The sequence below is a fragment of the Elusimicrobium minutum Pei191 genome (genome assembly GCF_000020145.1).
GTDB lineage: Bacteria > Elusimicrobiota > Elusimicrobia > Elusimicrobiales > Elusimicrobiaceae > Elusimicrobium > Elusimicrobium minutum.
The window spans coordinates 193385-216255 of record NC_010644.1; the positions used below are offsets into that span (position 1 = coordinate 193385).

General features: G+C 40.1%; 23 protein-coding genes. 15 read left to right on the forward strand and 8 right to left on the reverse strand.

The genetic code is table 11. The annotated features are described in order from the left end of the window. The first annotated feature begins 66 nt into the window (after positions 1 to 66). From EMIN_RS00925 to EMIN_RS00935, 3 genes are read left to right on the forward strand one after another with little or no spacing between them, the layout of a single operon-like run. Complete coding sequence (locus EMIN_RS00925) at positions 67 to 657, forward strand: RNA polymerase sigma factor (protein ID WP_012414360.1); 591 nt, start codon at positions 67 to 69, stop codon at positions 655 to 657. Then, a complete protein-coding gene (locus EMIN_RS00930) occupies positions 647 to 1030 on the forward strand; it encodes a hypothetical protein (protein ID WP_012414361.1) in 384 nt (127 codons plus the stop codon). Before EMIN_RS00925 ends, EMIN_RS00930 begins: the two co-directional genes overlap by 11 nt. Before the next feature lie 12 nt (positions 1031 to 1042). Beyond that, positions 1043 to 1618: a hypothetical protein gene (locus EMIN_RS00935; RefSeq protein ID WP_012414362.1), complete on the forward strand. Its 576-nt coding sequence runs from the start codon at positions 1043 to 1045 to the stop codon at positions 1616 to 1618. 238 nt (positions 1619 to 1856) lie between these two features. Here EMIN_RS00935 and glyS read toward each other — a convergent pair whose 3' ends face one another. From glyS to EMIN_RS00960, 5 genes are read right to left on the reverse strand one after another with little or no spacing between them, the layout of a single operon-like run. Continuing rightward, positions 1857 to 3920, reverse strand: a complete 2064-nt coding sequence (gene glyS, locus EMIN_RS00940) for a glycine--tRNA ligase subunit beta (RefSeq protein ID WP_012414363.1) — start codon at positions 3918 to 3920, stop codon at positions 1857 to 1859. Between the two features lies 1 nt (position 3921). Further along, a complete protein-coding gene (locus tag EMIN_RS00945; protein WP_012414364.1) occupies positions 3922 to 4779 on the reverse strand; it encodes a glycine--tRNA ligase subunit alpha in 858 nt (285 codons plus the stop codon). A gap of 49 nt (positions 4780 to 4828) precedes the next feature. Next, positions 4829 to 5533, reverse strand: a complete 705-nt coding sequence (gene recO, locus EMIN_RS00950) for a DNA repair protein RecO (protein ID WP_041691221.1) — start codon at positions 5531 to 5533, stop codon at positions 4829 to 4831. An 8-nt stretch (positions 5534 to 5541) separates the two neighbouring features. Next, positions 5542 to 6675 (reverse strand): hypothetical protein, encoded by a 1134-nt coding sequence (locus EMIN_RS00955; protein ID WP_012414366.1) that lies wholly within the window; start codon positions 6673 to 6675, stop codon positions 5542 to 5544. Between the two features lie 2 nt (positions 6676 to 6677). Then, on the reverse strand, positions 6678 to 7271 hold the full coding sequence (locus EMIN_RS00960) for a MarC family protein (RefSeq protein WP_012414367.1): 594 nt from the start codon (positions 7269 to 7271) through the stop codon (positions 6678 to 6680). Between the two features lie 150 nt (positions 7272 to 7421). On the opposite strand from EMIN_RS00960, the gene lpoB reads away from it, so the two are divergent. From lpoB to EMIN_RS00985, 5 genes are all read left to right on the forward strand, one after another. After that, positions 7422 to 8012 carry a penicillin-binding protein activator LpoB gene (lpoB, locus tag EMIN_RS00965; protein WP_012414368.1) on the forward strand — a complete coding sequence of 197 codons (591 nt, stop codon included), beginning with the start codon at positions 7422 to 7424 and terminating at the stop codon, positions 8010 to 8012. Between the two features lie 20 nt (positions 8013 to 8032). After that, on the forward strand, positions 8033 to 9337 hold the full coding sequence (locus EMIN_RS00970) for a COG3014 family protein (protein WP_012414369.1): 1305 nt from the start codon (positions 8033 to 8035) through the stop codon (positions 9335 to 9337). A 21-nt stretch (positions 9338 to 9358) separates the two neighbouring features. After that, entirely contained in the window at positions 9359 to 10279 is a 921-nt protein-coding gene (locus EMIN_RS00975) for a hypothetical protein (RefSeq protein ID WP_012414370.1), read from the forward strand. A gap of 3 nt (positions 10280 to 10282) precedes the next feature. Then, positions 10283 to 11005: an FKBP-type peptidyl-prolyl cis-trans isomerase gene (locus EMIN_RS00980; RefSeq protein WP_012414371.1), complete on the forward strand. Its 723-nt coding sequence runs from the start codon at positions 10283 to 10285 to the stop codon at positions 11003 to 11005. 164 nt (positions 11006 to 11169) lie between these two features. Then, complete coding sequence (locus EMIN_RS00985; RefSeq protein ID WP_012414372.1) at positions 11170 to 11718, forward strand: thermonuclease family protein; 549 nt, start codon at positions 11170 to 11172, stop codon at positions 11716 to 11718. Between the two features lie 86 nt (positions 11719 to 11804). Here EMIN_RS00985 and EMIN_RS00990 read toward each other — a convergent pair whose 3' ends face one another. The 3 genes from EMIN_RS00990 to rpsT form a co-directional block, all read right to left on the reverse strand. After that, complete coding sequence (locus EMIN_RS00990; protein ID WP_012414373.1) at positions 11805 to 12374, reverse strand: hypothetical protein; 570 nt, start codon at positions 12372 to 12374, stop codon at positions 11805 to 11807. Between the two features lie 65 nt (positions 12375 to 12439). Continuing rightward, on the reverse strand, positions 12440 to 13081 hold the full coding sequence (locus tag EMIN_RS00995) for a hypothetical protein (RefSeq protein WP_012414374.1): 642 nt from the start codon (positions 13079 to 13081) through the stop codon (positions 12440 to 12442). Positions 13082 to 13204: 123 nt separating this feature from the next. Then, the gene (gene rpsT, locus EMIN_RS01000; RefSeq protein ID WP_012414375.1) at positions 13205 to 13480 is read right to left on the reverse strand and encodes a 30S ribosomal protein S20; all 276 of its coding nucleotides are present in this window, start codon (positions 13478 to 13480) and stop codon (positions 13205 to 13207) included. Between the two features lie 92 nt (positions 13481 to 13572). Here rpsT and EMIN_RS01005 point away from each other — a divergent pair, with 92 nt between their 5' ends. The 7 genes from EMIN_RS01005 to holA all read left to right on the forward strand — a co-directional run bounded on the left by EMIN_RS01005 (position 13573) and on the right by holA (position 22851). Continuing rightward, positions 13573 to 14886 (forward strand): GIY-YIG nuclease family protein, encoded by a 1314-nt coding sequence (locus tag EMIN_RS01005; protein WP_012414376.1) that lies wholly within the window; start codon positions 13573 to 13575, stop codon positions 14884 to 14886. 72 nt (positions 14887 to 14958) lie between these two features. Further along, entirely contained in the window at positions 14959 to 17034 is a 2076-nt protein-coding gene (recG, locus tag EMIN_RS01010; RefSeq protein WP_012414377.1) for an ATP-dependent DNA helicase RecG, read from the forward strand. Positions 17035 to 17042: 8 nt separating this feature from the next. Further along, positions 17043 to 18167 carry a Gfo/Idh/MocA family protein gene (locus EMIN_RS01015; protein WP_012414378.1) on the forward strand — a complete coding sequence of 375 codons (1125 nt, stop codon included), beginning with the start codon at positions 17043 to 17045 and terminating at the stop codon, positions 18165 to 18167. Positions 18168 to 18175: 8 nt separating this feature from the next. Beyond that, on the forward strand, positions 18176 to 18436 hold the full coding sequence (locus tag EMIN_RS01020) for a pilin (RefSeq protein ID WP_041691222.1): 261 nt from the start codon (positions 18176 to 18178) through the stop codon (positions 18434 to 18436). A gap of 303 nt (positions 18437 to 18739) precedes the next feature. Then, a complete protein-coding gene (gene leuS, locus EMIN_RS01025; RefSeq protein ID WP_012414379.1) occupies positions 18740 to 21247 on the forward strand; it encodes a leucine--tRNA ligase in 2508 nt (835 codons plus the stop codon). A 22-nt stretch (positions 21248 to 21269) separates the two neighbouring features. After that, entirely contained in the window at positions 21270 to 21842 is a 573-nt protein-coding gene (gene lptE, locus EMIN_RS01030; RefSeq protein ID WP_012414380.1) for an LPS assembly lipoprotein LptE, read from the forward strand. 4 nt (positions 21843 to 21846) lie between these two features. Beyond that, a complete protein-coding gene (gene holA, locus EMIN_RS01035) occupies positions 21847 to 22851 on the forward strand; it encodes a DNA polymerase III subunit delta (RefSeq protein WP_012414381.1) in 1005 nt (334 codons plus the stop codon). Positions 22852 to 22871 lie beyond the last annotated feature (20 nt).

Consider the following 22871-nt stretch of genomic DNA (forward strand, 5'->3'; position numbering starts at 1 on the left):
AAAACCGCCTTTTTTATGCAATAAAAAAGTTTTTTTACCGTTGTTATAATATAGGGATAGAAATTTATGAGTGAAACCGCAGATAATGAATTATTGGAACAATTTAAGAAAGGCGATACTTTTTCTTTAGGGCTGCTTATAGAGAAATATAAAACACCGTTATATACATTTATAATTTCTTATGTTAAAGATGCTTCAGTCGCTGAGGATATTTTTCAAGAAGTGTTTTTGAAAATTATTAAAAATCCGTATATTTATAAGGAGAACTCAAATTTTAAAGCCTGGCTTTTTACGGTAAGCAGGAATAAGTGTATGGATTATTTCAGACAAAGCGGCACGGATCTTCAGTCTTTGGATGCTGTTGTTGAAGAGGGTTTTAGCCTTCACGAAACCGTTCAGTCCAAAGAGAAAGAACCTTTAGATTTTCTTCTTAATTTAGAAGATGCGGAAGCGGTTAATAAAGCTTTAAATATGCTTCCGCTTGAGCAAAAAGAAATAATAATAATGCGTCAAACAATGAGTTTTAAAGAAATAGCCCAATTGCTGAGCTGCCCTATCGGCACAGTGCTTGCCAGAGCCAGCAGAGGATATAAAAAAATGCAGCAACAACTAACAATTAATAATTTTGAATCATCGGAGGCCGTTTATGCAGAATGATGAACTTTTTAAATATATGGGAATAAGCCCTGACAGCGGGGAAGCGGAAAAAATAAACGCCGTTTCTAAGGCTGTGTCTAAAGAATTAAACAAAACTTCTTTAGCTCCTTCACAGGCTGTTATTGACAACATTATGGCAGCGGCTGCAAAGAAAAACAAATATGCAATAAAAAATCTGTTTTCGGCGTTTAGTTATAAGACTTTGCTTACTGGCGCTTTAACTGTTTTTATTGTGTTTGCTGTCCCGTATATGTTATCAAAAAATAGTTTGGGGCGGATAGATACCGACATATACAGTTCGGCGGTTGAAACAAATTTTGATCAATTTGATTCCGATTTAAGCGAAGTTTTGGAATATCTTGAAACAATATAAGGGAGGATAGTTATGAAAAAAATATTAGCGGGCTTTTTTGCAGTATGTTTACTTGCAGTTTTTGTAAACGCCCAGCCTATGGGACAAGGTTCTAAAAAATATCCCGGCAAGGCAGATATGGAAGGTATGAGAGAGCACTTTAAAAATAAAATGAAAGAAAATAAAGCTCTTCATGAGGAATACGCTAACGCTAAAACTGACGCTGAAAAGAAAGCGGTTGAAGCTAAAATAAACCAAAAAGTAGCCGAAGAAACGGATGCTGAAATAGCGATGTTCCAAAAACGTCTTGACGATTCGGAAAAAAAGCTTAAAGAAGCTAAAAAGAAACTTTCCGAAAAGAAGAAAGATAAAAAGAATATAAACCAGAAAAAAGCTGAAATGATAAAGGAAGGAAACTTTTCTAAATTTGGCAAAGAAAGAAAATGCGATAAAGCCGAATGTTCCGAAGGTAAAGAATGCGGTTGCGATAAAGGCGAACGCAAAAGTTTTAAAGGTGATTTTAAGGGTCCTAAAGACGGACAGCGCAAAGGCGGTCCCAGAAGTAAAATGAACTCTAAAGCGCCTGAAGTTAAAGTAGAAAATAAATAATGCTTTAAATTGCTTTAATACAAAAATCCCGGAATTATATTCCGGGATTTTTTATTGTGCCGTGAAAAGTTTTCGCGTAAGCTTAAAGATTGGCAGTTTTATTTCTACGCCGCCTGCGCTTTAACCATGCATAAGGAAATATTGTTTTGTTATTTTAGAGCAATCGAAAAAGTAAAGTTTTAAAACAAGAAACCCCGGGCTTGGCCCGGGGAGTTTTGTATTTGTTAAAACGAAACAGCTAATTTAATTTTGTGATATCAGCTATTACTGTTAATAAAGAAGCAGTTTTATTAAGCAGGTTAAGCCTGTTTTTCCTAATTTCCTCTTTATCACTGTTAACCATAACCGAATCAAAAAAAGAGGCAAGCTCCCCTTTAAAACCGGCGAGTAAAGCAAATATTTCCTCACAATCTTTTACGGTTAGAGTTTTGTTATATTTGATAAGTTCTTTTTCCGTTTTTTCAACGGCAGTTAAAAGATTTCTTTCCGCGTCATGCTCAAACAGTGTGCTGTTAACTGAGGCAGCGTCAAACTCGGCTTTTTTTAATATGTTTATAACGCGTTTGGCGCTTTCGCCCACGGTTTTAAGGTCTTCATTTTCTTTCATGTTTTGAAGAGCTTTAGCTACTTGGAGCGTGTGTGTAAAAGGTTTGGCGGCATTGCCGGAAACGCACATAATTACCTTGGTATCTATGGACTCGTTTTCTAATAAGTTAGACATGCGAGCGTCTAAAAACGCTTCCAAAGCGCAATATACATCAGTTTCTTTTTCATAAAGTTTAACGGAGTAATCAACTAATTCCTTAGGCGCAATGGGCATATTATAATCAAGCATCATTCTTACAATGCCTATGGCCTGGCGTCTTAAAGCGAAAGGGTCTTCACTGCCGGTAGGTATTTGGCCTGTTAAAAAGTTGCCTGTAACAGCGTCCATTTTGCCGGCTAAAGAAACTATGGCGGATTCCAAAGTTGAAGGAAGTTCGGACGTTGATGTAAGCGGGAAGTAAAACTCTTCCAACGCTTTCGCAGTTTCGGTTGGTTTATTTTCTTTTAAAGCGTAAACGCCGCCCATATAACCCTGCAGTTCCGGAAATTCATAGACTACTGACGAAGTTAAATCAGCGTAACAATAATCGGCCGCCTGCCCAACAATATCTTTTTTCGCACCGCATTTTTCAGCCAGCCAAAGGGCCAGCTTTTTTGTTCTCTCGGTTTTATCAAGCATTGTTCCAAGTCCGTCAATAAAACGTACTGTGGCAAGCTTTTCTTTAAAAGCGTTTAAACCTTTGTTTAAATCCTGGTTATAAAAGAAAATTGCGTCGCTTAATCTTGCCGACATAACCTTTTTAAAGCCTTCCATAACTTCCTGCTGGTTAACGGACATGCCGTCCCTCACGGCTATAAAGTAAGGCTCAATACCGCCGTCTTTGTTTACCATATGAAACATTTTTATCTGTTTCTTTAAAACGGTTATGATAAGCTCTTTTGGCAAGGTTAAAAACCTTATTTCAAAATCGCCCGGCACTGCTACGGGGTGTTCTGTCATATAAACGGTTTCGTTAAGCAAATCCTCACTTATGACGGAGGTTAAATTTCTTAATTCCCCTTCTTTAGCAATGGCTTTAGCAAGAACTTCTTTTCTTTCTTCAGGTTCGGCCAAAATAGGTTGCGGCTGATTTTTAAGCGTTTCTATGTAGCTGTCGGCCGAGGCTATTTTTATGCCTTTCGTACCAAATGAAGATAAAGGCCACGTTGTTCTGCCGCTTTCAACGCCGGCTACTTTAAATTTTATAACAGCGTCACCGTATAAACCTATTAAGGTGCGTATAGGACGTGCGAAACGAAGGCCGCTTTCTTCCCATACCATGTTTTTGGGGAACTGTAAAGAAGTTACAATATTTGTAAAAATCTGTGGTAAAAGTTTTTTAGTGGCTTCACCTTTAATTTTTATTTTGGCATAAATAAAAGGGCCGTTTGGCGTTTCAACTACGGAAAGTTTTTCAGGCTTAATACCGTTTTTTTGCGCGAATCCTGCGCTTTGAGGAGTAAAATTGCCGTTTGCGTCTTTTAAAAGTTTAGCAGGCGGGCCTTTAATTTCTTTGGAAATATCTTTTGATTTGGGTTCAAGGCCTTCAATGTGAAGGGCTATTTTCCTAAAAGTTCCGAAAGCGCGTAAAGACGCGTAAGAAATATTATATTTTGCAAATTGCTCGGCGGCTAAGGCTTCCATTTGCCTTAAAGCGCCTTCAACAAATCTCGCGGGTAAATGTTCAACCCCGATTTCTAACAATGCGTTTTTCATATTATTTGATAACCTCGGGTTCGACAGCCTTTATATACTCGGTAGCGCAAAGTTTGGCAAGCGAGCGTATTTTTGCAATTATGTTAGTACGGTCGGACACGCTTATAGCGCCGCGAGCTTCTAACATATTAAAGTAATGTGATACTCGCATAGCGCATTCATAAGCAGGAAGGTACAAGCCCATAGAACAAAGACGTTTACATTCTTCCTCATTTTCTTCTACGTAGCGTCTTAAATGTTCAATGTTAGCCTGTTCAAAATGATAGCGGGAAAATTGTTTTTCGCCTTCTAAAAATAAATCCCCGTAAGAGCGGGTATTATTCCACATAATGCCATAAACATTATCTTTCTTTTGGGAATACATGGCTATACGCTCAAGCCCGTAAGTAATTTCAACTGTTATGGGGTTAAGGGCATAACCGGCCATATTTTGGAAATAAGTAAATTGTGTAACTTCCATACCGTCAAGCCAAACTTCCCAGCCCACGCCGCTTGCGCCCAATGTAGGGGACTGCCAGTCATCCTCAACCCAGCGTACGTCATGTTCTTTGGGGTCAAGGCCTATAGCTTTAAGTGAGTTAAGGTAAAGTTCCTGAATATTTGAAGGCGCCGGTTTTATTATTACCTGAAACTGGTAATATTTGCCTAATCTGTTAGGGTTTTCGCCGTATCTTCCGTCCGCGGGTCTGCGGCATGGTTCAGCGTAAGCGGCCGAGGTCGGCTTTGAAGTGAGCGACCCGTAAAATGTATAGGGGCTGAAGGTAGCCGCGCCTTTCTCCACATCATACGGCTGTCCTACTATACAACCCTGTTTTTTCCAATAATCTTGTAATGTAAATATTATATCTTGAAAGTTCATATATTAAATTTTACTATTTTTTAACTTTGTGTGCGGAATGGAAAAGGGCCTAATAAGCGGCGGCGGGCTGGGTTTCGGCCTCGAATTCGCTGTCATAGTTATCAAGGTTTCTAGCCATGTCGGAAATATCTTCGTCTTTTAAAGTATTAAGCGGGTAGGTAAGGTATCTGTTTAAAAACCTTCTGCAAATATAAGCAGATTTGTTTAAGTTAAGGAGGTCTTGGGGGGAAGTAAAGCCAAGGTTTTCAAAATCCGCATTATGCAAAGTTTCCCAAAAAGCGGCAGGTATACCTAAAGCGGGTTTATCCATACCAAAGCCCGCCAAAGTCATAAGTCGCAGTATAAAAGCTGGACTTAAAGAAGGGTTACAGTCTGTTTTTTGAAGGGAATTTAACGCTTCTTGCAGTAATAAAAATTTTTCTTCACTCGGTTGGTGTTCGGGCGTAAGCCTGAACATAAGTTCGCAAAAGTGCAAAGCCATTTTAGTTTTGGGGCCGTCTTGCCTTATTTGCGGGAAAACGCTTTCAATTTTACCGCCCGTAACACAGCCTATAACCGCGCCTCTTTTAACGTAAATGCGGTAATTGGCGTGCACAAAAGGCTCGCTTAACGCTTTTAGTTTACCGGCGGATTTATTAACGCTGGGGAACCTTAGGTTAAGCCTTCCATAGCTTTTTGTGTATAAGGAAACCATTCTGTCCGCTTCTCTAAAATTTTGGCGGATAAGAACTATCCCTTCATCAGTCATTATCATGCGGCCTCTTAAACAATAACCAACATTATAAATAAACCTAAGAACACCAAAGCAAGCAAAAGTTTTGTTATCCCGAGGTGTTTTTTAAATAAAGAGTTAACTTTTTCAGACTTATGTCCCAGCAATGTAAAACCGAAAACAATAAGAAGAGGTAAAATAAAAAGCAGGTTGTATAAGATAAGATATGAGACGGCCCTCGTTCTGAAATGGGGATCTTTCATTATCAAAACTATTGTGGGCACGTAAACCTGTCCTGTGCATACAGATTCAACTAAAGATACTAAAATACCTACGCAGAAAGCGGCTACTATAAGGCGCAGCGGGTGGCGGCCTTCGCCCTCTTTACCGCGCATAAAAAAACCTATTATTTTATTTATTTTGAGTTTTAAATTTTTGGGCAGTTGCAAAAGCATGCCGTCCGATTTTTTTGTTTTTTGGTAAATAATAAAATCATATAAACTAAGCAGAAAGAAAACAAAACAAAGCGCGGCGGCCAAAAAGTAAAATATTTTTATTACGTAGGCAAAGCCGCTCATTGCGTATAAAAACTCAAAAAGGCCCAGCCCTATTAAAAAGTAGGCCAAAAATACTGCAAGGCAGTAAGCGCTGCCGACGTAAACAACTTCTTTTTTATTATATCCGTAAACGGCAAGGAAAGAAACAAAAAATATTATTACGGCGAAAGCGCACGGGTTAATGCCGTCCGCCAAACCGCTTAAAACAATGGTTGAAAACGTAAGTTTGTTAAATTCGTCCTCAGCTTTTACTTCTTTTACCGTTATTTTGGTTGTTTCGTTGTTAGCCAAAGCTCTTTCAACTGCCGGGCCGGCGTAAAAAGCTATTTGCGCGGGGTAACCCTGCAGGTATGTTTCGCCTATGGCCATGGCGGGTACGCCAAAATCTTTACCGTAAGCCTCGGCCGATTCTTTAAAAATAATGCTGCCTTGCGCGTCGGATGTGTCAATATTTATAATTTCAATTTTTGAACCATATTCTTTTTTTAATTTTTCAACAAATTTATCCTGCTTCATATGGTTGCAGTGAACGCAGGCGGGAGAGGTAAATACGGCTACCCTAACCAAATCTTTGCCGAACATTGTAAGCGGTAATAAAAGTAAAGCTGTTATAAAAAGTTTTTTCATTTTTAAAATCCTTTTGCCATAAAGTCAGCCACTCCGGACATGACCATGTTAACAGATAATAAAACAAGCAGCATGCCGGTAAGCCTTTCCAAAGCTAAAAGGCCTCTTCTCCCGAGTAAATTGCTAATGGGGAATGAGAATAATAAAATTATAAGATTTAACGCTGACGCTATTAAAACGGCCATCCAGATAATGCTTTTGCTTGGGCTTTGGGCGGATAAAATCATTATTGTGCTCAGTGAACCGGGGCCCGCTACAAGCGGTATGGCCAAAGGAACTACAAAAGGTTCTTCATCTTTCGGGTTTGCGCCCGGATCTTCGGAACTTCCGAAAACAAGTTTAAGCGATATTATGAAAAGCATTAAACCACCGGCTATGCTTAAAGAATACTCTTTAATACCCATCATCCCCAAAAACTGCCTTCCTAAAAACACAAACGCCAACATTATTAATAGGGCTATACAAAGTTCTCTTATTAAAATAAAACGCCTTCTTTCGGGCGACACTTTCCGTAAAGCCGTTATGAATATAGGCATATTGCCAAAGGGGTCCATAACCATAAGAAGAGTAAAAACTGCAGAAAAAATAAATTCCATAAAACACCTTTTTCAGAAAATCTTAAATGTATATATACAGTATACAATTTTGTTTGCCAAAACCCAATCTTATAATAAAATATATGAATTTGCATTTAATAATTAGTAATATAAATTATAGGTGTATATTTTTGAAAGGGAGTAAATACTATGAAAAAGATATTAGCGGTACTTATGGCAGCCTTTATTTTCTGCGCCTGCTCCACCAAAGTTGAAAGGATGGACGCCGGTACGGTAAAAGATCTCAGCGGTGGTTGGAATGACACTGATTCCCAAATGGTGGCGGAAGAAATGATTTCTGACTGCTTAAGCCGTGTTTGGTATAACAGATTTTTAACCTCAAAAGGTAAAGAGCCTACCATAATAGTGGGAACGGTTAACAACCAAAGCATGGAGCATATTAATACCGATACCTTCATTGAAAATATGCAGCGCGCTTTAATTAACAGCGGCAAAGTAAACTTTGTGGCAAGCAAAAATGAACGCGGCGAAGTAAGAACAGAACGTCTGGAACAGGATGAGTTCGCCTCCGAACTTACAAGGAAAGCTTTTGGCAGGGAAGTAGGCGCAGACTTCATGTTAAGCGGCGTGCTTAATTCCATAGTTGATCAGGAAGGTAAAAGAAGCGTTGTTTATTACCAAGTCAATTTAAAACTTATAAATATTGAAACTAACCAGATAGTTTGGAACGGCGAGAAAAAGATTAAAAAATACGTACTTAAACGTTCCGCAAAGTGGTAGGGCCGGGAAGGGACTAATTTATGAAGAAGACCTGTATATTTCTGCTTATAATTCTTGTTATCTGCGGGTGCAGGTCTTCTTTTAATTTCAGACAGAACGTAAACAAGGAGATTAACGAGGGTAATTACTCTTCTGCCACAGCTAAAATTGAAGACCAAAAAAATAAGGTTTACAGGGAAAAAGATTCTTTAATTTATTATTTGGATTTAGGCACCGTGCAGCATGACGCCAAAAAACATGAAGAGAGTGATAAAAATTTTGACCTGGCCCAGCAAAGAATTGATGAGCTTTTTACAACAAGCGTAAGCCAGTCGGTAGGAACGCTGGTAAAAAACGAACTTACGGCCGCCTATGAAGGGGCCGATTATGAAAGAGCCATGACCTATTTTTACAGGGCTATGAATTTTTTAGCCATGAACAATTTGTCAGGTGCTTTGGTTGAAGCCAGAAAAGCAGTTTTTTATTTGGACAATTTAAGAAAAAATAAGCATAAAGGGTATAATGATGATCCTTTTGTACAGTATTTCGCCAGTTTGTTATTTGAAAGCGAGGGTAATTTATCCTCGGCAAGGATAGCCAGGGCAAACGCTTTTAACGCGTATGAGCGTTTTGCGTCTTTTTATAATGTGCCGAAGCCGGATTTTACTGTCCCTTCTAACGCGGATAAAATGGGGGAAATTATATTTGTCCATTATAACGGGCATATACCTATAATACGCTCCCAGACTATTCAGATAGCGTGGGACAGGGCGATGTCAATGACTGTAGGTACGGACGACCTTGCCAATGCGGATTCCTCCGTGCAAAACGCTGTCGTTGCGGGCATTATGGGCAACGCCGTCACCATAGCTTACCCTGTTTTAACACCTGTGCCGTTTAGTACGGCGGGGTCTTCGGTAAGAGTAGGCTCTGTTAAACAAGATACCGTGCTTGTGCATAATTTATCGGCACTTGCTAAAGAAGAATTAGATGAAAGAATGCCTTCAATAATGGCTAAAATGGTAGCGAGAGCGGTTATAAAACAGATTATAGCCACCCAGGCAAGGCATGCCGCCACAAAAGCTACGGATAATGAAAACTGGGGTATGATAGCTGGTATGATGGTAAGCGCTTTTAACGCCGCTACCGAGCGCGCGGACACAAGAATGTGGTTTACCCTGCCTGGGGAAATAAGAATGAGCAGAGTTTTTGTCGAACCCGGTTACCATAAAATAATTTTTACCGCCTATGACTCCATGGGTAACGCCATAGAGGTTAAAGATTTTGATAATATAGAAATTAAAGCAGGAGAAAGAATTTATTTGCATCACAGAACAGGCAAATAAAATTTTAAAAAGAGGTGTTATATGAAAAAAATATTGGCGTTGACTGTGTGTGCTGTAATTTTAGCGGCATGTTCCACGGTAAATAAGAATACTTTAAGTTATAAACTTTCTAAAGTATCCTCGGAAAAATATATTACGGGTGTAGGCTTTGCCCAGGATAAAAAAGAGGCCCAGGAAAGGGCCAAAGCCGATATTCAGGCTTTCTTTAATGCTACTTCAGCGGGGCAAATGCCTGTTGTGGCGGATATTTACAACCATGCGTTTATTGAAGAAACATGGAAAGATAAGCAAACAAATACTTATTACGCCATAGCCGCCTTGGAAAGAAAGGTCGCCAAAAATATGATTAAAAATAACTTGGACGCTATGGACTCGCAGCTCGCGGGTTTGGTTATGCAGTTTAATATGAAACAGGATAAATTTGCCAAAGTAAAAACAGCGCTTAAAATACAGCCTCTTTTATTAAAAAGAAACGCGCTTGAGGACCTGCATGAAAAAATAGATTATACCGGACAGGGGTATGACCCGCAAAATTTCTCCTCATTGAAAAATATAGTATACCAGTCAATGAACGATGTAAGATTTTCCCTTCAGGTATTGGGTAAAAACAGTGAAATTCTGCATACACATATTATTAACGCTCTTAATGAAATGGGTTTAAGCGTGGCTATTAACCAGGAAGCCGATATATCAGTAGACGTTAACAGTGAAATAGTTGAATATCCGTCAAAACGGTTAGAAGGGCTTTACTGGTGCAGTGCAACGGCTACCGTAGGTTTAAAAGATGTGGAAACAGGCGGAATTTTTGCGCGTTTTAGCATAAGCGGAAGACAAGGCTCCTCACGCACGGAAGAAGCCGTTAAAAGGACTATGGACGATATAGGCCAAAGTGCGGGCAAAGAAATTAAAGACAGATTATATGATTATTTGGAAAGGAGATAGCAGATGAAAAAATTATTAGTATTGGGTTTACTTTTAACACATATAGCTGTTTTGGCGCAAACCTCGGCCGTACCTGCCAATACCGAAGTTTCTGCGGGGGAGGAGGTTGTTGATCCCGTTTTAAAAGAGCAGGAAGAAAAGGCAAAAACCTTATATTCTTTGGGTTACCTGATGGTTGAAAGCGTTAAAAGCAATCTTATTATTGAAGATGAAAATGAATATAAGTACATATCGCAGGGCATGAGGGATAATTTGATGAATAACCCCAGCCAAACTGATATCAACCAATATAAACCGCTTATTATTAAAAGATATGAGGAAGACACTAAAAAAATAACCGCTAAAAGAGACGAGGAAAAGAAGAAATTTTTAGCCGCTGCAAAAAAAGAGAGAAATACAAAAGAACTTGAGGGCGGTATTTTAGTGCATACTATAACAAAAGGTAAAGGCAATGCTCCGACACCGGAGAATACGGTTAAGGTTAATTATCACGGAACGCTCATTAACGGAACGGTTTTTGATAGCTCTGTCCTTCGCGGCGAACCGGCGGAATTTCCTTTAACAGGCGTTATTCCTTGTTGGACAAAAGGCCTTCAGGAAATGCGCCCCGGCGGCAAAGCTAAATTAATATGCCCGCCCGAAACTGCTTACGGCAACAGGCAAAGGGGAATTATCTTGCCTAACTCTGTATTGATATTTGAAATAGAGCTTTTAGAAGTTAAATAGTAAAAAAGGCCGCTTGAAAGAGCGGCCTTTTTATTAGATTGCCGAGCAAAAAGCTTCTTTTTTTATTCGGAAGTTAAACCGCGCCCTGGTAAAAAGCTAAAAAATGCAAAAACCTCTTTAATTGATAAAATAACTGTTATAAAAACCAATTTGGCATTTATTTTATGGCTAAAAGAAAACAGGGCAGAAAATCAAAGAAGCAGCTTAATAAAATAATGGCGCTTGTTGCCGCTGTTATAATAGTTTATTTTGGTAAAGACGCCGTTATATATAAAGAATACCGTCCCGTAAAAGGCATTGTACAGGGAAGGGTAGTTAAAGTATCTGACGGGGATACCGTAACTTTATTAAGTCCGCAAAGAGAAAAAATAAAAATAAGGCTTTATGGAATAGACGCTCCTGAAAAAAAGCAAGATTATGGTTCCACCGCCAAAAAGGCATTATCTTCCGTAATTGCCGGAGAAGATATTGAAGCCGATATTATTGATATAGACAGATATGGACGCCCGGTAGGGCTTTTAACTTTACGCGGAGAAGATATTAACCGGCTTATGGTAGAGCGGGGCTACGCCTGGGTTTACCCACAGTATTGCCGTATAGAGAGGTGTACTTATTGGGTAACCTTGCAAGAGGAGGCAAAGGCCCGTAAAAAAGGGCTTTGGAATATGCGCTCGCCGCAGGAGCCTTGGCTTTGGCGTAAAGACAATAAATAAAACATATGGAAAGCCGCCTATATTAAGTTATAAAAAAAGAGTCGCCTTTTAGGCGGCTCTTTTTTTATAAAATCATTTAACTAAACTTATTTTTGTTTTCTAAGCTCGTTAAACCAGCCCTTATCAGTTCCTTTTAGTATTATTTCATTCCAGTCTTCCTGTGTTATTTGAGCTTCTTGCATAACCTGCGCCGTTATAACTATGGATGCGTTTTTATCGTTAGGGTGATTAGCCAGATATTCTTTTTCTATAGCCACATATCTTTTAACAACTTCGTAATCAAAAGCGTCTTGCTCAGCCTGCTGTTTTTTAATAAGTTCTTCCTGGTCGGATCCCGGCTCGGCCTGCGGTTCCGGCTCGTGAACTTTTATATAATTTTTATCACCTTTCGCGGGCGCGGTTTGTGCCGGCGAATCAGCAAAATTATCGTCTGAAGGCATAGCGTCTTCCATTGCTTTGGTATCTGAATTAACAGGTTTTAACGGTTTATTTATATCTAATATTGAAGGATCTTCCGTTCTGTTGTCTGACCAGTAATTTTGGCAAGCGTTGGGGTACACAATGAAAAAAGTGCACATAACTATGGTAACCAGAATTACGGTTTTAATTAGAATAATAAATAACGAATTTAACGGCTTGCGTGTATCTTCGTTCATCCTTCCTCCAAAAGTTTATTAAATATTAATTATAAATAACTTTAAAGATAATATACAAAATTATATTAATTTTGTTGGCGTAATTGTTGGGTAACCTGCTTGACCTCCGGGTCTGTTTGCAACTGCTGTATGAGTTTTAAAAACTCAGGATTTTGCGCGTATTTCATAAAAACCTGCTGCAGTTGCGGGTTTGCGCTTAACACTTGGTTGATATCTTGTCCGGCAAGTTTAGCAAAGTCCATATTATAAGCGCCGGCTTTTTGCATATCTTGGTTAAATTGCTTTATCAAAGGATTTTCCGAATATTTTTTAAATACATTTTCCGCCTTTTTCTGTACTTCGGCGTTGGTTGAAACTTGCGGCAATTCCGGTACAGGGTCTAAAGGAAAATCATTAGCGGACGGAGGCATAACTCCGGATTGGATGTTTGGTTTTACCTGGTGCCTGCTGGGAGGCATTTGGCTGTGCGTGGTATCAAGCGGAGTTTTAACTTCCGAAGGGGGCACATATAAAGCCACTCCGCTTTGCGGCGGCTCGCTTTCGGGCGTTTCCGCGCTTATGCTTCCAAACATTGACGGCATTTCGTTTTCCTGCTGAGCGTTAATTCTTTCAACATGCCTTTGGTAAATGCCGTAACCCCTGTACGCTATTAAAACGGCGATGCAGGCAACAATTATAGTAATAAAAAAGTAACTTTTTTTTGTCATAAGATTATTTTAGCATAAAGCTTTATGATTTAAACGGGCTTAACCGTAAAATAATGTTTAGCATAAAAACCTGAAAATAAAACAAAAAAAACCGCTGCGATCGCAGCGGCTTTAAAAAGTTTTTTATTTTGAACTGTTTACGAGTTTAGTAAGTTTGCTTTTTTTTCTCGCGGCTGTTTTCCAGTGGATAACGCCTTTTTTAGCGGCTTTGTCTGCGGCTGAAACTGCCTTTTTTAAAGTTTCAACGGCTTTAGTGTCTTTTGTTGCTACTTGTGCGCGTACTTCTTTTGTTGTTACGCGAACAGTTTTTATTAAACCTTTATTTCTTGAAGTTCTTTTTTCGGCTTGACGTTGTGCTTTAAGTGCGCTTGTGTGTCTGCCGGTTTTAAGTTTTGCCATATATTTATATTACCTCTGTATAACTTGTTAAAATATTTTACTTTATTTGCAAGAGTACGGTCAACCTCTTTTTTATAATTTATAATAATATTATGAGCGTTAACTTTAATATTTTACCAAAATCTCCCGGTGTATACATAATGCGTTCCGGCCTGGGCGAGGTTTTGTATATCGGTAAAGCTAAAAATTTGGCGGCGCGCGTGCGGCAGTATTTTTTGGAGTCTAACCTCCATAGCCGCGGCTGGCTTTTGCCGAGTTTGCTGCCGCTTGTGGCCAAAATAGATTATATTGTGGCGGCCAGCGAGCGGGACGCTTTGGTGCTTGAAAGCCGTCTAATAAAGAAATACAAACCTTTTTTTAATACCGATGGTAAAGACGATAAATCTTATCCTTATATAAAAATAAGCGATGAAGATTTCCCCAGGGGATTGCTGACTAGAAACAAAAAAGGACCGGGCGAATATTACGGTCCGCACCCCAACGCTTTCGCTATTAAAAGTCTTTTGCGTTTTTTGTGGACAAGCGGTTTTGCCCCGTTAAGGCCGTGTAAATGGAATTTCAGCCTTTCTAAACCGTTAGACGAACGTAAAATAAGAACTTGCGTTTATTTTCACACAGGGCAATGCCCCGCTCCCTGCGCGGGAAAAATTTCTTATAAGGATTACCAAAAAATAGTGCAGCGGTTTAGGGATTTCGCAGAAGGCAATTTCGGTAAAATGAAACACGGTTTGGCAAAAGCCATGAAAATGGCCAGTAAAAATATGGATTATGAATCAGCCGCCAGGTACAGAGATTTTTTAAACACCTTAGAACGCATGTCCGAACGCATTTTGGTAAGTGAATATAAGGACGAAAAAATATTGTCAGCCATAGACGCGTCTTCTAAAGTAAAAAGGCTGGGCGAAGTTTTGGGCTTTGCCAAAGTGCCCAGGCATATAGAAACTTTTGACACTTCTGGTCTTTACGGGCGTTACGCGGTAGGCAGTATGGTTTGTTATATTGACGGTAAAAAACATCACGCGCATTACCGCAGGTTTAAAATTAAGTCCGTTTTGCCCGGCACCGGCAATGACGACTTTTTGATGATGACGGAAATTGTGGGCAGACGCCTTGCGGCCTTAAAAAAAGCTGGCGGCGCGCTACCTGATTTAATGGTTATTGACGGCGGGAAAGGCCAGCTTGGTATGGCTGAAGCCGCAGCCCAAAGAGCGGGTGTTAAAATGAAATTTATTTCCTTAGCTAAACGGGAAGAAGAAATTTTTGTTACCGGCCGCAGCGAAAGCATTAAACTGCCTATAGGCGATCCTGCCTTAAACCTGCTTATGGAAATGCGAGACGAGGTGCACCGCTTCGGCATAACTTACCACAGGCATTTGAGAGACAAAAATTTATTGGAAGATAAGTAGTATTTTTGGTATCGTTATCTGTAAGGATTTTAAAATAAGTAAGGTCTGGAAATATTATAAGCGGCGGTTTTAATGGATATTAAATTTTTAAAAGGAGTAGGGCCTGCCAGGGCGGCTATGTTTGAGAGGCTGGGAATTAACACAGTCTCGGACATTTTGCGTTATTATCCTCGTACTTACCAAGACAGGCGGCCCGGTGTTTTAAATGAATTCTGCAGTCAGGGGCTTGTGGTGTTTTTAGGACGTGTGGCAAGGACGCAAAGCATTCCCGCTAAATCGGTTCACATATTTAAAGCTTTTTTGGAAGATGATAAAGGCAATAATATTGAATGTACCTGGTTTAAAAAACGCACTTTTTTTAAAGCCCGTTTTGATCCTATGGGCAGTTTAAAAAAAGATTTTAAAATGGGCGTTTGGGTTTGGGTAATAGGAAAGCGCGAGGATAAAGAAAGTTTTATATCAAACAAAATCACGGTTGAGGAATATTACTCTGCCGACAAGCAGGAAAGTTTAATTCACGTTAACCGCCTTACGCCTGTTTATTCTTTAACGCAGGGGCTTACGGGTAAATTTTTTAGAACCGCCGTTCATTTTGCGCTTGAAAAATATTTGTTTGAAGAGCATGAAAGCCTGCCGGTTTCTTTGGTAAAAAAACGCTCTTTGTTAGGGGCAAAACAGGCTTTAAAAGCCATTCATTTCCCTTCCAATACTCCGGAGCTTGACGCCGCGCGCAAAAGGCTTGTTTATGAGGAGTTTTTGCTTTTAACCTCGGCCTGGGGTATAAAAAAACAGCAAAAAACGGTGCAAAAAAATTACACCTACCATATAAAAACAAATTTGCTTACTCCTTTTAAAAATAATTTAGGTTTTGAGTTAACGCATGCGCAAAAAAAAGTTATTAATGAGATTTTTAAAGACATGCAAAGCACTTTGCCGATGACCCGTCTTTTACAAGGCGACGTTGGCAGCGGTAAAACAACAGTAGCTTTAAGCGCCATGCTTTTGGCTGTTGAAAACAAATTTCAGGCCGCGCTTATGGCCCCTACTGAAATTTTGGCCGAACAGCACTTTATAACAATTACAAATTTTTTAAAAGGGTTGGATGTGAAAACCGCGCTTTTAACATCTTCCGTTAAAGGTAAAACTAAAGAAAAACTTTTGGCCGATTTGGCCGAAGGAAAAATTGATATTTTAGTGGGCACCCACTCTATTATTGAGGATAATGTCGTCTTTAAAAATTTGAAAATGACTGTAGTTGACGAGCAGCACCGTTTTGGCGTTGAGCAGAGAACCCGACTTAGAAACAAAGCTAAAGAAATTGACATGCTTACAATGACAGCAACCCCGATACCAAGAACTTTGGCGCTTGCTTTTTACGGTGATTTGGAAGTTTCCGCCATAACGGAGCTCCCGCCAGGCAGAAAGCCGATTACAACTTTTTCTATTACCGAGGGCGAAGCATACCAAAAAGCCAAAAGCGAGCTTGAAAAAGGGCGCCAGGTTTATATAGTTTACCCGCTTATTGAAGAAAGTGAAAAGCTCACCGTAAAAGCCGTTAAGGAAGATATTGAAAAAATTGAAGGTGTTTTTGCCCCTTATAAAGTGGGCATGCTGCACGGGCAGATGAAACGGGCTGAAAAAGAAAAAGCCATGGCTGATTTTAAAGACAAAAAAACCGATGTTTTGGTCGCCACTCCGGTAATTGAAGTAGGCATTGACGTTAAAAACGCCACGGTTATGGTTATACAAAGCGCAGAGCGTTTCGGTTTGGCAAGCCTGCACCAGCTCCGCGGCAGGGTGGGAAGAGGCAGCGAGGAAAGCTTTTGTCTTTTAGTTCCGCATAATCTAAGCACTGTAAGTAAAGAGCGCATTGATATTTTATGCCAAACGACAGACGGTTTTAAAATAGGCGAGCGTGACATGCAGCTCCGCGGGCCGGGTGAAATTTTAGGCACCCGTCAAAGCGGTGATTTTGAATTTAAAGCGGGTGATATTTTTAAAGACCAGGAAGTGCTAAAATGGGCGATAGAAGACCGTGATGAACTTTTAACCCAGGACCCTAAACTTATCCTTCCAGAGCACGCCCTTTTTAAAGAACGTCTTATAGATTTATACCAGAAGCATTGGCATCTTATAGATTTAAGTTAGGAGGAAGTATGAAAGAAATAAAAGTTGGTTTATTAGGCTGTGGTTTTATGGGGCGCGCGCATATGGCGGGCTACCAAACAATACCCCTGTATTACAATAATGATTTTAAAATAAAGTTTGCGGGTGTTTGCAACAGAACGCTTGAAAAGGCCGAGTATTTTAAAGAGGCCTTTGGCTTTGAATACGCGACTTCAAACCCGGAAGATATTTTAAACGACCCTTCTATAGACGTTATTGATATTTGCACGCCAAACGCCAATCATAAAAATGAAATTTTAAAAGCATTAGACAATAAAAAACATATTTATTGCGAAAAGCCCGTTGTAGTGGGGGAAGAGGAAATTAAGGCCGTTCTTTCCCATCCTAATTTAGATAAAGTAACTACGCAGGTTGTTTTTAATAACCGTTTTTACCCCGCGGCTATACGCGCCAAACAATTAATTGGGGAAGGTCGTTTGGGCAAAATATTTTCTTTTAGAGGGGTTATGCTTCATAACAGTTCGGTTGACGTTTTAAAGCCTGTATCCTGGAGGCAGACGGTTGAGGGCAACGGCGGAGTGGTTTATGATTTAAGCGCGCATTTAAGCGACATGGTTTACAATCTTTTGGGCGAATTTGAAAGCGTTTACACTAAAAACCAAATAGCCCATCCCGTACGCAAGGATAAGGACGGCAAAGACGTTAAAATCGAAATTGAGGACGCCACCTACTCTTTAGTAAAACTTAAAAACGGTGCTATGGGCACAATGGAAACAACAAAAATAGCCACGGGTAAAAACGGCAATTTTAAGTTAGAAATACACGGGGAAAAAGGCGCTTTGGCGCTTGACCTTATTGATCCTAACTGGCTTTATTTTTACGATAATACGGCTCCTGCCTCCCCAAACGGCGGAATGAAGGGGTTTACAAAAATAGAAACCATGCAGCGCTATGGGGCGGATTGTGTTTTTCCTCCCGGCAACCACACTTTGGGCTTTTTGCGCGCGCATGTTGACTGTTTACATAACTTTTTAACCTGCGTAAGCAAAGGCGCCGCGGCAAATCCTTCAATTAAAGACGGGCTGTATGTTCAAAGCGTGCTTGAGGCCATGCATAAATCAGCCAAAACAAGAACAGAGGCTTTTGTTAGTTAAAAAGCATTGTGCCGTGTTTAAATTATTTATTATATTACTTAATATATAAATTTAAAGGCCTTTTTAAACAAGGACTTGCATTAATAGCATTACCGGCAGTAGCGCTTAATATCGGTATTTTGGCGGCTATAGCTTTGCCTCAATACCAAAATGCTGTTGTAAAAAACAGATACACTAAACTTATAATACTTACAAAAGCTATAAAAGACCCGCAAGAAAGATTGTTTTTGCAGCAATGTTCTTACGGCTACGGATTTTACACAGTTTGATATTGACCTTCCCCCGGCGGACACAACTGTTAATGACAGAATTAAGATAGATGATTTCTGCTAATATTTATTGTTCTTCCCGCCCGTACGGATATTATTCTGTGAACTTTGGCTTGGGAATAAGAGCAAGAGTTGGAGCGCGGTAAGGCCCGCCAATCAGGTCAAGGAAGAGAAGCTGCGGAAATCATTGGGCGGAACGTTTGATTCTTCTATCTCAAGCGCAGCTTATTAATTTTGGTTTTTGAAGCAGCAGCGCAGCTTAATGATAAATATACAGTGTTAAATAAACTATAATATAATAATATGACAGAGATAAATTTTCAAGAAATAGATAAAAAACAACAGAAAATCTGGGAAGATAACAACTTATTTGTTACTCCCCGCCTTCCCATAAATCCTAAGTTTTATTGCTTAGATATGTTCCCCTACCCGAGCGGACAGGGGCTTCATGTAGGCCATCCGGAAGGATACACAGCATCGGATATTCTTGTAAGATATAAAAAAATGAAAGGTTTTGACGTCATTCACCCCATGGGGTGGGATGCGTTCGGCCTTCCCGCCGAAAACTACGCCATCGCCACAGGCGTGCACCCCGCTATAACCACAAAAAATAATATTGATAATTTCAGAAGACAAATTAAATCTTTGGGTATGGCTTATGACTGGACCCGCGAGATTGACACAACCGACCCCAACTATTACAGATGGACGCAGTGGATATTCTTACAAATTTTTAAAAAGGGCCTTGCCTATGAAAGCACTGTGCCTATAAATTGGTGCCCGTCTTGTAAAACAGGTTTGGCTAATGAAGAAGTTTTTAACGGCAACTGCGAACGCTGCGGAACAAAAATAGAAAGCAAAAACATACGCCAGTGGGTTCTTAAAATTACCGAGTACGCCGACAGGCTTTTGGAAGATTTAGAAGGCCTTGACTGGCCGGAAAGCACGCTTGCCATGCAGCGTAATTGGATAGGCAAAAGCATCGGCGCGGAAGTTGATTTTGAAATTGACGGGCATAAAGAAAATCTTAAAGTTTTTACAACCAGGCCGGACACTTTGTTTGGCGCAACGTATATGGTTGTATCGCCCGAACATCCGATATTGGAACAAATTACAATGCCCGAACAAAAAGCCGCCGTTAAATCTTATCAGGAAGAGGCCGCAGCTAAAACTGATTTTGAACGCGGCGATGTCAATAAAAAAACAGGTGTTTTTACGGGAGCTTACGCCATTAACCCCGTAAACGGTAAAAAAATACAAATATGGACTTCAGACTATGTTTTAATGGGTTACGGAACCGGCGCAATTATGGCTGTTCCCGCCCATGACGAACGCGACTATGAGTTTGCCAAAAAATTCGGCCTTGAGATTATTGAAGTTATTAAAAGCGATAAAGGTGTGGAAAAGGAAGCCTTTACCGGTGACGGCGAATTGGTTAATTCGGACTTTTTAAACGGCATGAAAGTTGAGCAGTCCAAAGCGGCCATGATAAAATTTTTGGAAGAAAAAGGCGTTGGCGGAGCAAAAACCACATACCGCCTGCGTGACTGGGTTTTCAGCCGCCAAAGATACTGGGGCGAGCCTATTCCTATAGTTCATTGTCCCAAGTGCGGTGTTGTCCCCGTGCCGGAAAGCGAACTTCCCGTTAAACTGCCTGAAGTTACCAATTATGAACCTACAGGCACGGGCGAGTCTCCTTTGGCTAATGTGCCCGAATGGGTTAACACGGTTTGTCCTGTTTGCGCGGGGCCTGCCAAACGCGAAACAAATACCATGCCGCAATGGGCGGGAAGCTGCTGGTATTATTTAAGATATTTAGATCCTAAAAACGATAAAACTTTTGTTAACCCGGAAATTGAAAGAGAGTGTGACCCGGTTGACTGCTATATAGGCGGAGCGGAGCACGCTGTGTTACATTTGCTTTATTCTAGATTTTGGCACAAAGTGCTTTACGATTTGGGTTATGTTAAATATAAAGAACCTTATGCAAAACTTCGCCACCAGGGTATGATTTTGGCTTATTCCTACCGCGGCGAGGACGGCGTTTATCACGGATATGATGAAGTTGATTTGTCCGACCTGCAAAATCCGAAACTCAAAACCACGGGTGAAAAGTTAAACAGCATGGTTGAAAAAATGTCTAAATCTAAAAAGAACGTTATCAACCCTGACGATATTTTGCATAAATACGGTGCCGACGCTTTTAGAATGTATGAAATGTTTATGGGCCCGTTTGAGGCAAGCAAACCTTGGGATATGAAAGGCATTGAAGGTGTAAACAGGTTCTTAAAAAGGGTATACGCCTGGGGCGAAAGCGTTGAAACGGACGAAGTTTTCTTATCAACAAAGGAACTTGATATTTTAAGAAGCAAAACCATTGTAAAAGTAAGCGAGGATATTGAGAAGTTTAATTTTAATACAGCCGTTTCCGCGCTTATGATTTATTTTAATGACCTGTCTAAAATTAAAGGCGTTCCTTTAAAACACTTTAAAACATTTTTAGCGCTTTTGCATCCTTTTGCGCCGCATATAACGGAAGAGTTGTGGAGCAGGCGCAAGTGCGGCCCCTTCCTTGTTAAAACGGCTTGGCCGGAAGCGGACATTATGCTTTTGCGCTCGGAAGATATGGGTTTGGGCATTCAGGTTAACGGTAAAGTGCGCGGCAGTATAACCGTAAACGCTTCAGCGTCTGATGATGAGATAAAAGCAAAAGCTTTTGAAGAGCCCAATGTAAAAAAACATATGGAAGGCAAAGCTTTAGTTAAAGTAATAATCGTACCCAAAAGAATGGTTAATATAGTGGTTAAATAATATTTTTAACGCCGGAGTTATTATGAAAAAAGTATTTTTACTTATCTCTATAGCAGTTATTTTGTCCGCCTGTACAGACGCTACGTACAGACCGTATCAGCAAATTATGCCCGAGCATATTAATAAAGTAGCCGTGCGTCCTTTTATTAATAAAACACAGGTATTTGCTTTAGAAGATAAACTGACCTTAAGAGTAACAGACGAGTTTTTAAAAAACGGATATTACCAAGTTGTCACAGAAAATAATTCTGACGGCGTGGTAATAGGACAGATAACAAGATATTTAATGATTCCGCTCCAGTATGATACGCAGCTTATTCCAACAACCTACCGTATGGAGATATGGTTAAATGTAAGATTCTTAGATAAAAAGACAGATATTGTTATTTGGGAAGAACCCGCGTTAATGTCAAGTTATATTTATTCAGCAGCTACATTGCCCGGCGGTATGACGGAAGAACAGGCAAGGGAGCAGATTTGGGACAGGCTTGCCAGAGATATCGTAAAAAGAACTACGGATGGGTTCGGCTCTGTATGGAGCGAAAGCAGACGCAGTTCTCAAGACAATCAGGAATTTACCACAATCACACAATAAAACCATGACAGTTACAGACGTTAATACATTAGCCAAAAATTTAGCGGACGGAAACATCTCTCCCGTATATTTTTTCACGGGGGAGGATGTTTACCGCAAGTCAGCCATGCTTGAGCGCATTGTAAAAAAAATTAACGCAGATGATTTTAACGTAACTAAAGAAGACGCCTCCAAAACAGATTTTGGCGAAATACTAGCCCTCGCAAACACAGCTCCCGTTTTTTCGGACAGAAGAATAATTTTTTTAAATAATATAGATAAATTAAAAAAAGACGCGCAGTCGGCGCTTTTAAATTATTTAGAACTTCCCATGCATTCCACGGTGCTTGTTTTGTTCCATAACGACGCTAAAAAGTTAAAAACGGACGCTTCAGTAAAAAAAGCGGCCGAAGCGGTTGGAACTGTTATTGATTTTGCCGAGCTTAAAGGACCGGCTTTAAACGCGTGGATTAAAAATAAATTTAAAGAAAAAGGTTTAAGTGTTGAGCCTGAAGCGTGCGAACTTCTTATTGACATGACCGGTTCGGACTTGGCCGCCTTAGAAAGTGAAATTGAAAAAATTTCCCTTTATAAGAACATGCAGGGCACCGCCACAAGCGCGGATATTTTAGAGTGTGTGGGTTACAGCAGGGAGGAAAACCCTTTTGCGCTTTCCAACGCTGTTTTAGCGTGCGACAGGAAAACCGCCCTTACTCTTGTAGGGAAATTGCTTGGCGAAGGCGAATCACCCGTATCAATTTTAAATAAAATTTCCGCTTCTGTGCTTAAAATGACCCGTATTAAACGTTTGGTTAACGCGGGGTATTCAAATCAAGAAATAGTGTCATCCGCTGGGCTTATGTTTTGGGAAGGCAGGCTTGTTTCATCCGCCCGTATGTTCCCGTCTGAACAAACTATGCTAAAAACTTTAAATAAAATTATTGACGCCGACATCGCGCTCAAAACATCCTCAGGGCATGACCCTAAAGTGCTTTTAAAAGGAATATTGCTTACAATGTTTTCCAAATAAAAAACTCCGCTTAAAAAAAC